The sequence below is a fragment of the Deinococcus grandis genome, from assembly GCF_001485435.1.
In the GTDB taxonomy this organism is placed as follows: Bacteria; Deinococcota; Deinococci; order Deinococcales; family Deinococcaceae; genus Deinococcus; species Deinococcus grandis.
Map to the genome: position 1 here is coordinate 1,231,600 of NZ_BCMS01000001.1, position 12,423 is coordinate 1,244,022.

16 protein-coding genes are annotated in these 12,423 nt (G+C 70.9%); 7 read left to right on the plus strand and 9 right to left on the minus strand.

The genetic code is table 11. The annotated features are described in order from the left end of the window. Positions 1-79: 79 nt before the first annotated feature. From DEIGR_RS06155 to DEIGR_RS06180, 6 genes are all read right to left on the minus strand, one after another. Positions 80-1,045, minus strand: a complete 966-nt coding sequence (locus DEIGR_RS06155; protein WP_236704673.1) for a class I SAM-dependent methyltransferase — start codon at positions 1,043-1,045, stop codon at positions 80-82. A 266-nt stretch (positions 1,046-1,311) separates the two neighbouring features. Then, positions 1,312-2,235: a phospho-N-acetylmuramoyl-pentapeptide-transferase gene (locus DEIGR_RS06160; RefSeq protein WP_058976177.1), complete on the minus strand. Its 924-nt coding sequence runs from the start codon at positions 2,233-2,235 to the stop codon at positions 1,312-1,314. Positions 2,236-2,295: 60 nt separating this feature from the next. Continuing rightward, entirely contained in the window at positions 2,296-3,003 is a 708-nt protein-coding gene (locus DEIGR_RS06165; protein WP_058976179.1) for a hypothetical protein, read from the minus strand. A gap of 179 nt (positions 3,004-3,182) precedes the next feature. Next, a complete protein-coding gene (locus tag DEIGR_RS06170; protein ID WP_058976180.1) occupies positions 3,183-3,641 on the minus strand; it encodes a hypothetical protein in 459 nt (152 codons plus the stop codon). 45 nt (positions 3,642-3,686) lie between these two features. Then, entirely contained in the window at positions 3,687-4,328 is a 642-nt protein-coding gene (locus DEIGR_RS06175) for a GNAT family N-acetyltransferase (protein WP_058976181.1), read from the minus strand. A 16-nt stretch (positions 4,329-4,344) separates the two neighbouring features. Further along, on the minus strand, positions 4,345-4,785 hold the full coding sequence (locus tag DEIGR_RS06180) for a 23S rRNA (pseudouridine(1915)-N(3))-methyltransferase RlmH (RefSeq protein WP_058976182.1): 441 nt from the start codon (positions 4,783-4,785) through the stop codon (positions 4,345-4,347). 137 nt (positions 4,786-4,922) lie between these two features. Between DEIGR_RS06180 and DEIGR_RS06185 the strand changes: the two genes are divergently transcribed. From DEIGR_RS06185 to DEIGR_RS06205, 5 genes are all read left to right on the plus strand, one after another. After that, positions 4,923-5,351 carry a hypothetical protein gene (locus DEIGR_RS06185; RefSeq protein ID WP_046844901.1) on the plus strand — a complete coding sequence of 143 codons (429 nt, stop codon included), beginning with the start codon at positions 4,923-4,925 and terminating at the stop codon, positions 5,349-5,351. Further along, the gene (locus DEIGR_RS06190; RefSeq protein WP_058976183.1) at positions 5,348-5,599 is read left to right on the plus strand and encodes a hypothetical protein; all 252 of its coding nucleotides are present in this window, start codon (positions 5,348-5,350) and stop codon (positions 5,597-5,599) included. Before DEIGR_RS06185 ends, DEIGR_RS06190 begins: the two co-directional genes overlap by 4 nt. Positions 5,600-5,642: 43 nt before the next feature. Next, positions 5,643-6,503 carry a 16S rRNA (cytidine(1402)-2'-O)-methyltransferase gene (gene rsmI / locus DEIGR_RS06195; protein ID WP_058978568.1) on the plus strand — a complete coding sequence of 287 codons (861 nt, stop codon included), beginning with the start codon at positions 5,643-5,645 and terminating at the stop codon, positions 6,501-6,503. Positions 6,504-6,602: 99 nt separating this feature from the next. Continuing rightward, on the plus strand, positions 6,603-7,610 hold the full coding sequence (gene pfkA, locus DEIGR_RS06200) for a 6-phosphofructokinase (protein WP_058976184.1): 1,008 nt from the start codon (positions 6,603-6,605) through the stop codon (positions 7,608-7,610). Between the two features lie 77 nt (positions 7,611-7,687). Next, positions 7,688-7,915 carry a hypothetical protein gene (locus tag DEIGR_RS06205; RefSeq protein ID WP_058976185.1) on the plus strand — a complete coding sequence of 76 codons (228 nt, stop codon included), beginning with the start codon at positions 7,688-7,690 and terminating at the stop codon, positions 7,913-7,915. 254 nt (positions 7,916-8,169) lie between these two features. Here DEIGR_RS06205 and DEIGR_RS06210 read toward each other — a convergent pair whose 3' ends face one another. Then, a complete protein-coding gene (locus DEIGR_RS06210) occupies positions 8,170-9,273 on the minus strand; it encodes a GGDEF domain-containing protein (protein WP_083523947.1) in 1,104 nt (367 codons plus the stop codon). Between the two features lie 183 nt (positions 9,274-9,456). Here DEIGR_RS06210 and DEIGR_RS06215 point away from each other — a divergent pair, with 183 nt between their 5' ends. Further along, complete coding sequence (locus DEIGR_RS06215; RefSeq protein ID WP_058976187.1) at positions 9,457-9,843, plus strand: Fur family transcriptional regulator; 387 nt, start codon at positions 9,457-9,459, stop codon at positions 9,841-9,843. 62 nt (positions 9,844-9,905) lie between these two features. On the opposite strand, the gene era is transcribed toward DEIGR_RS06215, so the two are convergent. After that, positions 9,906-10,826 (minus strand): GTPase Era, encoded by a 921-nt coding sequence (era, locus tag DEIGR_RS06220; RefSeq protein WP_058976188.1) that lies wholly within the window; start codon positions 10,824-10,826, stop codon positions 9,906-9,908. Positions 10,827-10,957: 131 nt separating this feature from the next. On the opposite strand from era, the gene DEIGR_RS06225 reads away from it, so the two are divergent. Next, positions 10,958-11,551: a YIP1 family protein gene (locus DEIGR_RS06225; RefSeq protein WP_322787155.1), complete on the plus strand. Its 594-nt coding sequence runs from the start codon at positions 10,958-10,960 to the stop codon at positions 11,549-11,551. A gap of 65 nt (positions 11,552-11,616) precedes the next feature. On the opposite strand, the gene DEIGR_RS06230 is transcribed toward DEIGR_RS06225, so the two are convergent. After that, positions 11,617-12,420, minus strand: coding sequence for a transglutaminase family protein (locus DEIGR_RS06230; RefSeq protein ID WP_236704674.1), 804 nt, complete (start codon positions 12,418-12,420; stop codon positions 11,617-11,619). Positions 12,421-12,423 lie beyond the last annotated feature (3 nt).

The following is a 12,423-nucleotide window of genomic DNA, read 5'->3' on the forward strand; positions in this document are numbered from 1 at the left end:
TCCAGCATAGCGCCCGCTTTAGAAAACGAAGTGAGGCAGGGCACAAGGCCCCCCTCCCTCCAGCCCGGCGCCCCCCACGTCAGTCCAGCTGCCAGGCGTGCACCTTCAGGTGCCGCGCCCCCGGGTAGTCCTCGCCCGCACCGAGGCGCTCCTGCACCGCGCCGCGCCGACCGGCCGCGTCCAGTCCGGCCGCCGCCATCCGCTCGAAGGCCGCCGCGTTCACACCCGCGTGGTTCAGCAGCGCCAGGACCCGCCCGCCCGGCGCCGTCACCCGCGCCGCCAGCGTCATCAGCCGCGCGTAGTCCCGCTCGGAGCGCCACACGCCCGCCTTGCCCCGCGCGAAACTGGGCGGGTCGAGCACCACCAGATCGAACACGTCCCCGCGCCGCTCCAGGCGCGAGAGCCACTCGAACACGTCCCCGAACAGGAAATCCGTGTCCGGCGCGGCCAGCCCGCTCAGGGCGTAGTTCTCCTGCCCCCACGCCAGCACCTTGCGCGACAGGTCCACGTTCTTCACGACCGCCGCCCCACCCAGCGCCGCACTCAGACCGAAGCCGCAGGTGTACGCGAAGGTGTTCAGCACCCGCCGCCCCGCCGCGTGCTCCCGCACCCACGCGCGTGCCGGGCGGGCGTCCGTGAACACCCCCACGCTCAGGTCCGCGCCGGGGCGGATCAGCAGCGGCACCCCGGCCTCCAGCGCCGTCAGTTCAGGCCGCGCCTCGCCCCACACCGGGTCCGGCGGGGCCAGGTCCTCACGGGCCACGTTCGCCGCGTGCCGGGCCTCCACGGGCCGCCGCTTCAGGTACACCCCCGCCAGCCCCGCCGCCTTACCGCAGGCCGCCGCCAGCGCCGACTCGTCCGGCGGGGCCAGCGGCACGTACAGGCTGAGCACCCCGGCGTCCCCGGCGACGTCCAGCGTGAACTGCCCGCCCGTCTCGGTCAGGTGCGCGGCGCGGTACACAGTCGTGCCCGACGCGGGCAGCGCGGCGCGCGCCGCAAACAGGCGAGGCAGATCAGGCAGGTGCAGGGGGTGGAACTCGGTCACACCCGAGTGTAGTGACTTTGGTCTGGGTTGGCACGAGAGCGGTCCGGGGAGTGAGGGGCTGAAGGTCCAAGGGGCACAAGGTCAAAAGGGCTCAGAACAGCGTGTCACACATCTTTTTCCCTTAGTCTCTCAGACGCTTGGACGCTTGGACCCTCTGATACCCGCCTGATTCGTGCAGACCTGTGCCGGTCGCCATCGCTGCCCATGTCCACAAACGGCGCAGGCGGGGGAGAGGTCGCCCCCTCACCCCGCCCGCCTGTTCCGCCTTAGGGTCTGCCGCCGAGCAGCCACCACACCAGCGCCGTCGCCACCGCCGACACCATCCAGAACCGCATGGTGACGTGCGTCTCGGGCCAGCCGATGTCCTTGTGCTCGAAGTGATGCTGGATCGGGGACATCTTGAACACCCGCTTGCCCCGCAGTTTGAACGACGCCACCTGAATGACCACACTGAGCACCGCCGCGACCGGAATGATCGCCGCGATGGGCAGCAGCCACACGTCCGCGTACAGCACGTACGCGCCGGCTGCGATCGCCCCGATGGCGTGACTGCCCATGTCGCCCATGAACACCCGCGCCGGGTGCGCGTTGAACCACAGGAACCCCAGCAGCGCCGCGACCAGCAGCGCACTGACCGGGGACAGCGCCAGCAGCGGCAGCAGCACGATGATCGCCACGCCGCCCAGCAGGCCGTCCAGGCCGTCGGTGAAGTTGAAGGCGTTCACGCTGCCCACCATGACCAGCGTCAGCAGGATCACGTCCCCGACCGGCCCGAACCCCGGCACGAGTTCATGCGAGGCCAGCGGCGCCGCGAAGTACGCGAAGACCAGCCCCACCAGGAACTGCAGCGGGAACTTCTCGCGGGCCAGCAGCTCTGACCGGCCCTTTCCGGTCATGCGCGAGCGGATCTTCAGCAGGTCGTCCACGCCGCCGATCACGCCCATCGCCAGCGCCGTCAGCCAGACGACCAGCTCGCGCGGCCCCCCGGCATTCCCGGTCAGGTACAGCGGCAGGAACACCACGCTGAGGGCCAGCACGAACGGCACGCCGCCCGCCGTGGGCGTGCCCTCCTTGACCAGATGCGTCTGCGGGCCGTCCTGCCGCACCCGCTGGCCCCAGCCACGCGCCCTGCTCATACGGACGAACAGGCCCACCAGGAACCATGACAGCAGCGCCGTGACGACCATCATGGCCGCACCGCCCGGAACGCACTCAGTCTCATCTCAACCGCGGAGCCTACCACGCACGGCTCAGGGCGTCCGGTCCGCCAGCGCCTCCCAGGCCTCCTGCCGCACCTGCGCGGCCAGCCCCGCCGCCAGCGCCGGGAAGCGCACCTCGAAGCGGCGTTCAAGACCGAACGCGTCCGCCCAGCCCGGCTGCGGGGTCGTGGCGTCGGCGGCCAGCGCCAGCGCGTGCCCCAGCGCGTACACCTGCGTGAACTGCCACGCCGAGAGCCGCTCGCCCCGCCGGAAGCGGCGCACGCCGATCAGCAGGTTCGTCAGGGCCTCACCCAGGTGATGCGCCCGCTGCGCCGCGCTCAGGGGCTCCGCGCGGGCTTCCTGCGGGCGGGGGTGCAGCGGCAGGTCCGTCGGGGCGTCCGGTGCGCGCCACACCACCCGCGCGTTCACGAACGCCGCGCCGCGCAGGGCCGTCTCGTCGAACACCGCGAACTCGCCGAACACGCCGCCTGCGAACAGAACCTTGAAGCCGTCCGGCGTGTTCCGGAACGCGTGGACCAGCCCGCTCCCCAGCCACGACAGGTCGTCCAGCAGCGCCTCCACCTGACCGGGGCGGGCCACCACGAAGAAATCCAGGTCCGAGAAGCGGTCCGCGCGGTCCAGTTCCGCTCCCACAGACCCCAGGCCCAGCAGCGCCAGCGCCCGCCCCGAGGCCTCCAGGCCAGCGGCGACGAGGTCCAGGCGGGCCAGCAGGTGCGGCGCGGATCCGGGTGCGGTCATGCCCCGTTGTACCGCAGGCGCGGCGGGCGCCCGCGGGGACGGTCATACGGACTCCGATTGAATGGACTGCAAAGACCATTCAATCCGAGCGGACGCGAGAAGGAGCAGCACGGGTTCCGGACGTGGAGTCGGCAATCCGGTGAAGTTCCGGATTGTTGGCGAAATAAACGGAATCCGTATCAGTTCGCCAGGAAGCGGATGAAGTCGCGCATCTCGTTCACGCAGGCGCCCGCGTGCTTCGCGGCGGCGCTGCCCGTCACGGTCCGCAGCACACCCCGGTCACTGAGGTACAGCTGGCTGATGCGGTACGTCGTCCCGGCCTCGTGGTAGTCGTACGCCGCCAGGACGCCCCACGCGCCGGCGCGGTCCACGGGCTGCGTCACGACCGACCGGACGCTGCGGCCCAGGCTGCCCTGCAGTTTCAGCGCGAACGCGCGCGCGTCCTCGGCACTCGTGAAGGTCGGGAAGGCCTGCCCCGAGCGTTCCTCGCGCATCAGGCAGGCGCCGCTGGCGTCCGTCCAGAAGTTCGCGTCGCCGTTCACGGGCGTCCAGCCGGTCAGGGGGACGATCAGGGCCTGCGCCGGGCTCAGCAGCGCGGCCAGCGCGGCAACGAGATGGGCAACTGGTCGGCGGGTCACGCCCGGCAGTCTACCCGGGGCTTTATGGCAAGCTTGCCGAATTTCTCATGAAGTGCGTGCCTCCCCCGAACGGGTGGAGTCCCCCGGCAGCCGCGCCAGCAGCCCCGCGCGCACCCGCGGCCACTCGCGGCGCAGCACGCTGAACATCACCGAGTCCCGCGACGACCCGTCCGGGCGCACCTGATACGCCCGCAGCACGCCCTCCTCGGCAGCGCCCAGGCGGCGCATGGCCCGCAGGCTGCGCTCGTTCAGGGCGTCCACCTTGAAATGCACGCGGTTGGCGCCCAGCACCCCGAACGCCCGGTCCATGACGAGCACCTTCGCGTCCGCGTTCACACCGGTCCCCTGCGCCCCGGGCAGCAGCATCGTCCCGACCTCCACCCAGCGGTCGGCGACGTTCACCTCGCTGTAACTGATCCGCCCCACCACCCGCCCCGACGCCCGCGACCGCACCGCGAAGTTCACGCGGCGCGGCAGGGCGTTCAGGCGCTCCACGTACGCCGCCCACGCCTGCGGGGTGTTCTCGGCGGGGCCACCGCGCGCCAGGAACCGGATGGTGTCTTCCGTCGCCCCGGCACTCAGGTCCGCGCCGTGTTCGGTGAGCAGGGCCTCCAGCGTCACCAGTCGCCCACTCAACCGGGGCGTCTCGAACCACTGCTCGGCCGGGGCGGGCGTCGTCTCGCTCATGCCCTCACCCTACCCCTCAGCCCCGGTGGTACGGTTCGCCCGCGCTGATCGTGCTCGCCCGGTACAGCGCCTCCGCGAGCACCACCATCGCCAGGTCGTGCGGCAGGGTCAGCTGCCCCAGCCCCCACAGCAGGTGCGCCCCGGCCCGCAGCTCGTCGGTGTGCCCGTCCGGCCCGCCGATCGCAAAGGCCAGTTCGCCCACACCCGCCACGCCCTGCGCGTCCAGGTACGCGCTGAGGCCCTCGGACGTGAACTGCCGCCCACGCGGATCGAGCAGCACCAGCGGCGCCCGCCCGGCGGCGCGGCGGACCGCCTCGCTCTCCAGCGCCTGGGTCTTGCCGCTCACGCGCGTCACCTGCACCTTGTGGTACCGGCGCAGTCTTTTCTCGTACTCGTCCCACCCGGCGCGCGCGTACGCCAGTTTCGGTTCCCCCACGGTGATCAGGTGCAGTCGCACGCCCCGCACCCTACCACCGCGCGCGCCAGGACGGCCCGCAGCGGACTTCATGACCGGATGAACGGTCCGGCGGGCGCCCGTGCCGCTAGACTGTGGCGCATGAGTGGCGTGAAGGTCCGGCGGGCCAGGGGGGCGGCGTGAACTACGCGGCGACCCTGGCGGTGCTGGTCGTGCTGGCGTTCTGCTTCCCGCTGACGGTGCAGCTGGCCGCGCAGGTCGGCGTGCCGGAGGCGGTCGCGCTGTCGCTGCTGGGCGCGCTGGGGACCTTCGGGCTGGCGACGTTCACGGTCCGGTGGCAGGTGAACCGGCACCGGGCGCGGCTGTCGCTGCTGGAAGCGGCGCGGGCGCAGGTGGCGGCCGATCCGCAGAACCCCCGGGCGTACTTCGTGGGCGGCGAGCACCTGGGCACGCTGCTGCTGCGCCTGGACCGGCGGCGCGAGGCGGCGGAGGTCATCGACCGGTACGCGCGGCTGGGCGGGGCGCGGGAGTCCGAGATCGTGGCGCTGCGCGAGGCGCTGTCGGCGGCGGAGCGGCGGCGTCACCGCGCGCAGGGGAGGGAAGCATGAAGGCCTACAAGGGCGTGGTCGAAAATGGCGTCGTGGTGATCGTGGGTGGTCGCCTGCCGGAGGGCACGGTGGTGACCGTGACGGTCGGTGAGGGTGAACTGCTGCGCGCGCGCATCACGAACGTCCTCAAGCGTCCCCGCAAGGTCCGGGTGCGGCTCAAGCCCACGCCGGGCCTGGCGATGCAGGGCCTGGCGATGGAGGGACTGGTGCAGTCCGGTCCGGGCGGCATACTCGGCAGCGATGACTGAGCCGGAGTTTCCCGATACCACTGAACTCGACCTGCCTGACCTGATGGCGGACCTGCCGGACGTGACGCCTGTGAGCATCCCGGACGGCGCGCGGGTGTGGCTGGTGCCCACCCCGGTCGGGAACCTGGGGGACATCACGCTGCGGGCGCTGGAGGTCCTGCGGGCTGCCGACGCGGTCGCCTGCGAGGACACCCGCCGGACCGGGGCGCTCCTGACGCACCTGGGCATCAGGAAGCCGCTCGTGCGGCTGGACGCGCACACGATGGGCCGCGCGCCGCAGGTGCTCGAACGGTACGCGCGGCTGGCGTACGTGAGCGACGCGGGCACGCCCGGCATCAGCGACCCGGGTGCGGAACTGGTCGCGGCGGCGCTGGCGGCCGACGTGCCGGTCGAGGCGCTGCCGGGCGCGACGGCGTTCGTGCCGGCGCTGGTGCTGTCGGCCCTGCCGACCGGGCGTTTCACCTTCGAGGGCTTCCTGCCCCGCTCGGGCCGCGACCGCAAAGAGAGGCTCTCGGCGGTGGCAGCCCGTGCCGAGACGAGCGTGCTGTACGAGAGTCCGCACCGCCTGCACGCGACCCTGACCGACCTGGGTGGCGCCTGCGGGCCGGAGCGGGCCGCGAGCGTGACCCGCGAGCTGACCAAGCGCTTCGAGGAGACGGTGCGCGGCACGCTGGCCGAACTGGCCGCGCACTTCGAGTCGGGCGTGCGCGGGGAGATCGTGGTGGTCGTCGCGGGCCGACCCGAGGGCGAGTCGGTGGGCGCGGAGGTGGATCACGCGGCGCGCGCGCGGGAGCTGGCGGGGCAGGGCCTGAGCACTCGGGATATACGTGACCTTCTCATCCGGGAGGGTTTGCGTAAGAATGACGCTTATGCACTGGCACTCCAGGCGACCTCGGACGCCTGACCCCGGCGCGCGGCCTACGCCCCCCCCGGCGGGGCGGCGCGGCCGCCTGGAAATGCTTCCACGGTGCCATCCCCACCCCCACTGACAGCGAGGCCCAGCATGACCGAACCCCACTGCGACCCCCACCCCAACCCCACCGGCATCAAACGCGTGGCCGTCCTCACCAGCGGCGGCGACGCCCCCGGCATGAACGCCGCCATCCGCGCCGTCGTGCGCACCGCCACCTCCCAGGGCATCGAGGTCATCGGCGTCCGGCGCGGCTTCTCCGGCCTGCACCGCGGCGACTTCATCACCCTCGGGCCGCGCGACGTCGCCAACACCCTCCAGCGCGGCGGCACCATCCTGCTCTCGGCCCGCAGCCACACCTGGCGCACCCCCGAAGGCCGCGCCCGCGGCGCCCGGCACCTGCGCGCCCACGACGTGGACGCCCTGATCGTCATCGGCGGCGACGGCAGCTTCCACGGCGCGCACTTCCTGCAGGAGGAACACGGCATTCCCGTCATCGGCCTGCCCGGCACCATCGACAACGACCTGTACGGCACCGACCACACCATCGGCTACTTCACGGCCGTGGAGACCGCGCTGGACGCCGTGGACAAACTGCGCGACACCGGCGCGAGCCACGAACGCATCTTCGTGATCGAGGTCATGGGCCGCCACGCCGGGCACATCGCCCTGGACGTCGCGGTCGCCGGCGGCGCCGAGGAGGTCTTCATCCCCGAGGACGCCAAGGAGGTCGCGGGCGTGCTGGACATCGTCAGGGCCTCGGTGAAGAAGGGCAAGATGGGCAGCATCATCATCGTCGCCGAGGGCTACCCCGGCGGCGCCACGGGCGTCGCGCAGGCCATCCAGGACGGCACCGGCATGGAAACCCGCGTGAGCATCCTGGGCCATATCCAGCGCGGCGGCAGCCCGGTGTCCTCGGACCGCATCCTGGCCAGCCGCCTCGGCGAGGCCGCCGTGTACGCCCTGATGGAAGGCAAGAGCGACGTCATGGTGGGCCGCCAGAACCACGAGACCAGCTTCACGCCCCTGGCCGACACCTGGGAGAAACGCAAGGACGTCAGCCGCGACCTGTACCGCTGCGCCAAGACCCTGAGCATCTGAACCCCATGGGGTGAACCTCCAGCCGACATGAAGGGCGCGTTCAGGCGCGCCCCACGCCCGGGCGGTAGCGTGACCCCATGACCGACGACAAGCGCGAGATCAAGACCGAGGACGAGATCAGCAACGTGGACCTGCAGTTCATGGGCCGCAGCAACCCCGAAGCGGAAATCGACGCCGCCGTGGACGCCGAGAACAAGGCCCCCAGCGACTACCGCAAGGAAGGCCTGGACAAGCAGGACGTCGCCATGACCCAGACCATGGACGCCAGCGACCCGCCCAGCACCAACATGGGCGACAAGGACTGATAAGGACTCCGGTTGAAAGGTTTGCAAAAACTTTCAACCCGAGCGGACTCGGAGAGCTGCGCAGCAGAGCGAGTAGGAGAAAAACGGGTTCCGGGCGTGGAGTTGGCAGATCGGTGATTTTCCGATCTGTCAACGAAACAAACGGAATCCGTATCAGTCCCGCCGAATGCTGCGGGGACCACAGGTGATGGGCAGAGGGGCCACCCGTTCGACGCGGGTGGCCCTGTTGCTCATGGCAGGGGAGGCCGTTCTGGTCAGGGTTGGGGCCGACGGAGCACGGTCCGGGGCGCCGGGTCGCTTCCCTGGGCGGGGGACCAGATGCCCCACACGCGCGCCTGGTTGCGGCCACCGTGCTTCGCGGCGTACAGCGCCTCGTCGGCGCGCTGCACGAGCTGCCGCAGCGGTACGGACGCCCAGCTGGCCCCGCCGACCGAGACGGTCACGGTGCCGCCGGTGGCGCGCATGGGGTGCCGTTCGACCGCGGCGCGCAGCCGCTCGGCGACGCGGTTCAGGCCGTCGCCCTTGACGTCCCGCAGGATCACGGCGAATTCCTCCCCGCCGTAGCGGTAGGCGCGGTCCCGGCCGCGCGCCTCGCGTTCCAGCAGCCGCGCGATCTCCTGCAGCACCTCGTCTCCCGCGTGATGCCCGTGCGTGTCGTTCACGCGTTTGAAGTGATCGACGTCCAGCAGCAGCAGCGCGTCGCCCGGCCCCATCGCCTCCAGGTCCAGGTCGAACTGACGGCGGTTGCCCAGGCCGGTCAGGGCGTCCGTCAGGGCCGCCGACTGCCACTGGCGGGTCAGGCGCAGCACGTGAAAGCGTTCGCTGAGGACGCCCCACGCGGCCAGGGCGCCCAGGACGTTCATGACCAGCAGCAGCGGGTACACCTGCGTGAACAGCTGCGGGCCGTCCGGCAGGAACAGCAGCGGCACGCCGTTGAACGCGAACATGACGATCACGCCGGGCCAGTGCCGCCAGAACAGCGGCCCGACCGCCGGCACGACGCGCCGCATCAGGGCCGTCGCCACGATCACGCTCAGCAGGCTGGGCAGCGCCGCGTACAGCCCCACGCCGCCCAGCAGCGCCCGGTAGAGCATGATGGGCAGAGCGACCAGCACGCCCGCCAGCGGTCCGAACTGGAGGGTCGCGAACGCCACGGGTACCGCCCGCAGGTCCACCTGCACGCCCGGCGCGATGGGCGCGGGAAACAGCATCAGGATCAGCCCGGCGGCGGCCAGGGCCGACAGGCGCAGCGCGTGCCGCCAGCCCCGGCGCGGGACCGGCCACGACCGGAACGTGAAGCGCAGCAGGTAGTGCAGGCTGATCAGCAGGCAGAGGTTGAAGAACAGTTCACGCAACATGACAGCCTCGGCAGGGCGGCGGGAGGAACGTGGTCGACGTTCAGGGCGTGTGGGGGAGCTGCGGTCAGTGTACCGGTGCGCGCGGCGCGTCAGTGTGTCAGGTGACTCGGCAGTCGGCCGGGCGGCTCCCGGCCCACCTCCGTTATTGATCGCGTTCTCTCAAGAAGTGGTAGACTGCTGGGTATGACCGCCTCCCGCAGCACCCGACAGCGTGACGTGATCACCCGCGTCCTGCACGACGCCGAGGGACCCCTGGGCGTCGGTGACGTGCTCGAACGGGCCCGTACGGACCTGCCGGCGCTGGGCGTCGCCACGGTGTACCGCACCCTGAAGCTCCTGACCGACCAGGGCCGCATCCACCCCGTCACGCTGGATGGCGAGACCCTCTACGAATCCAGCGGTAAGGGCCATCACCACCACTTCGCCTGCACCCGTTGCCAGCGCGTGTTCACGCTGCACACCTGCCCGGTCGCGCTGCCCAGCGGCACCGTCTACCCCGGCGGCTTCATCGTCGAGGCACACGAGGTCACGCTGTACGGGCAGTGCCCGCAGTGCGCGCAGGCCAGCTGAACCAGCCCGGTCGCAAAAGCCGCCGCCCAGGTTGATCCGGGCGGCGGCTCTTCTGCTCGGGTTTACTCGTAGCCGAGTTCGCGCAGGGCCTCGACGTCCTCGCGCCAGCCGGGAATCACGATGACCTCCAGCCCCAGGTACACCTTGCGGTCCAGGAAGACCTCCAGCTGCTTGCGGGCTGCCTGACCGATCTCGCGCAGCTGCTTGCCGCCCGAGCCGATCACCATGCCCTTGTGCGCGTTCTTCTCTACGACGATCTCGCCCTCGATGCGCTGCAGGCCGTCCTCGCGTTCCGTCCAGCGGTTCACGCGCGTCGCCACCGCGTAGGGCAGCTCGTCGCGCAGCTTCTTCATGGCTTCCTCGCGGATGATCTCGGCGGCCCACTGCTCGCGGCTCTGGTCACTGGCAGGACCGACCGGAAAGAAGAAGGGGCTCTCGGGCAGGATCTCCAGCAGCTGCTCGCGCAGGGTCGCCACGGCATTCGGGTTGTTCTGCGCGCTGAGCATCGTGTCGCTCAGGTCGGCGTCGCGGCCTTCCAGCAGCGCGCGGTACAGCTTCATGGCCTCGTCGGGGTACTTGGCGGCGTCGGTCTTGTTGCCCACCAGGAACAGCGGCTTGGGCAGCTCGCGCACCTGCCGCGCGACCAGCTGGTCTTCGTCGGTGGGCGGGTGGCGCAGGTCCACGACCCACACGACGGCGTCCACGTCGGCCAGGGCGCTGTGCACCTCGTGGTTCATGTACTTGCCCAGTGCGTCCTTGGGCTTGTGCAGGCCCGGGGTGTCCACGAACACGATCTGGCGGTCGCCGCTGGTGTGGATGCCGCGCACGCCGCGGCGGGTGGTCTGCGGCCGGGGGCTGGTCGGGGCGACCTTGGTGCCCAGGAAGGCGTTCAGGAGGGTGCTTTTGCCGACGTTGGGCTTGCCCACGATGGCCACGAAGCCGGAGTGGGTCTGCTCGCCGGAGGTCATGGAAGATTCCGTCATCGCGGAGCATTGTGACACGCCGGGGCGCAGACAAAGGTGCCGCGCCCCCGCCCGACCATGAAGGAAGCATGAACGGAGGCGCGGGCAACTCCGCTGGCGTGACGGGCGTACTCCGTGCCATGAGAAGCCCCGTGACCAGCGGTCCCGAAAGCAGCGTGCAGGACATGTTCGCCCAGAGCGTCGCCGTCCTGAGCCGCCCCAGCCCCGCCACCTTCGAACGCTTCGAGCGGCGCGGCAGGCTGACCGGCGCCCTGATCTACGTCATGATCGCCGCCGTCGTCTCGGGCGTGATCGCCGCGCTGTTCTCGTTCCTGCACAGCGACGTGACCTTCTTCGGGCAGCTGTTCGGCCGCCTGATCACCATTCCCCTGGGCTTCCTGGCCTTCACCGGCGGCGTGTACCTGATCGGCCGCACCCTCTTCCGGGGCACCGGCACCTACCCGGAGGTCGCGTACTCCTTCGCGCTGTTCTACGTGCCCCTGAGCATCGTCAGCACCCTGATCGGCATCATTCCCATCCTGGGCTGGCTGGCCATGTTCGTAATCGGGCTGGCCATGATCTACTTCGGCTTCCTGGCCGTGCAGAGCAGCATGAACCTGCGCGACCAGACCCAGGCGGTCGTCACGCTGGTCCTCGCCTGGATCGCGCAGATGGTCGTGGCGGGCGTGATCGGCAGCGTAATTGCCGGGATCTTCGTCGCGGGCCGCGCCGTCACCGGGAACTGATCTTCTCTTCACCGAACAGGGGCGGGCCACCGGTCGCCGGTCGGCCCGCCCCTGCCCCTGTCCCGCTAGGCCTCGCCGTACACGTACACCGCGACCGACATGCTGCCCCTGCCGCCCCCGTAGTACGTGCCCCGCACCGGGGAGACGTCGCTGTACTCGCGGCCGTGCCCGATCTTGATGTGTTTCTCGCGCGCCACGCAGTTGTTCGTGGGGTCCAGGCCCAGCCACCCGTAGTCCGGCACGAAGCATTCCACCCAGGCGTGCGTGGCCTCGGCGCCGCGCATCTCGCCGCCGCTGTACAGGTAGCCGCTCACGTACCGTGACGGGATGCCCAGCTGCCGCGTGATGCCCAGCATGGCGTGCGTGAAGTCCTGACACACGCCCCGCCCGTGCTGCGCGAACTCCGCCAGGGGCGTGCTGACCGTCGTGGCGGCCGTGTCGTACGTGAACTGCGAGTACAGGAACGCATTCAGGTTCAGCAGGTACTCGCCCAGGTCGTCGCGGTCGTCGGGACGCGTCACGCCGAACACCTCCGGCCACGCCCCGGCCGGGACGCGCGGGCACGGCACCAGGAACTCCGTCAGAGGCCCCCGGGCGCCCCGCAGCGCCGCGACCGGCGTCGGCCCGGGGTCGGGCAGCGCGTGCGTGTCCACCATCGCCTGCGCCTCGATCCGCAGCTGCGTGTGCTGATCGTGCACGTGCACGTGATGCACGATCGCCCCGAAGTAATCCTTGTGTGAGGTCACCTCCGCCTGGGGCACCACGTGCAGGTGAAAGGACCGCACCGACTGCCGCGCCTCGTGCGTGGGGTGCAGCCGCACCTGATTGAACGAATCCCAGGCGGGCTGCGGGTACCGGTACTCGGTCACGTG

Excerpts from the sequence above, each read along its gene's own strand:
- DEIGR_RS06165 (WP_058976179.1), bottom strand. The coding sequence starts at position 3,003 with ATGACCGCACCCGGATCCGCGCCGCACCTGCTGGCCCGCCTGGACCTC.
- DEIGR_RS06190 (WP_058976183.1), top strand. The coding sequence starts at position 5,348 with ATGAAGGCCTACAAGGGCGTGGTCGAAAATGGCGTCGTGGTGATCGTG.
- rsmI (WP_058978568.1), top strand. The coding sequence starts at position 5,643 with ATGGCGGACCTGCCGGACGTGACGCCTGTGAGCATCCCGGACGGCGCG.
- DEIGR_RS06175 (WP_058976181.1), bottom strand. The coding sequence starts at position 4,328 with ATGAGCGAGACGACGCCCGCCCCGGCCGAGCAGTGGTTCGAGACGCCC.
- era (WP_058976188.1), bottom strand. The coding sequence starts at position 10,826 with ATGACGGAATCTTCCATGACCTCCGGCGAGCAGACCCACTCCGGCTTC.
- pfkA (WP_058976184.1), top strand. The coding sequence starts at position 6,603 with ATGACCGAACCCCACTGCGACCCCCACCCCAACCCCACCGGCATCAAA.
- DEIGR_RS06210 (WP_083523947.1), bottom strand. The coding sequence starts at position 9,273 with ATGTTGCGTGAACTGTTCTTCAACCTCTGCCTGCTGATCAGCCTGCAC.
- DEIGR_RS06160 (WP_058976177.1), bottom strand. The coding sequence starts at position 2,235 with ATGATGGTCGTCACGGCGCTGCTGTCATGGTTCCTGGTGGGCCTGTTC.
- DEIGR_RS06215 (WP_058976187.1), top strand. The coding sequence starts at position 9,457 with ATGACCGCCTCCCGCAGCACCCGACAGCGTGACGTGATCACCCGCGTC.
- DEIGR_RS06205 (WP_058976185.1), top strand. The coding sequence starts at position 7,688 with ATGACCGACGACAAGCGCGAGATCAAGACCGAGGACGAGATCAGCAAC.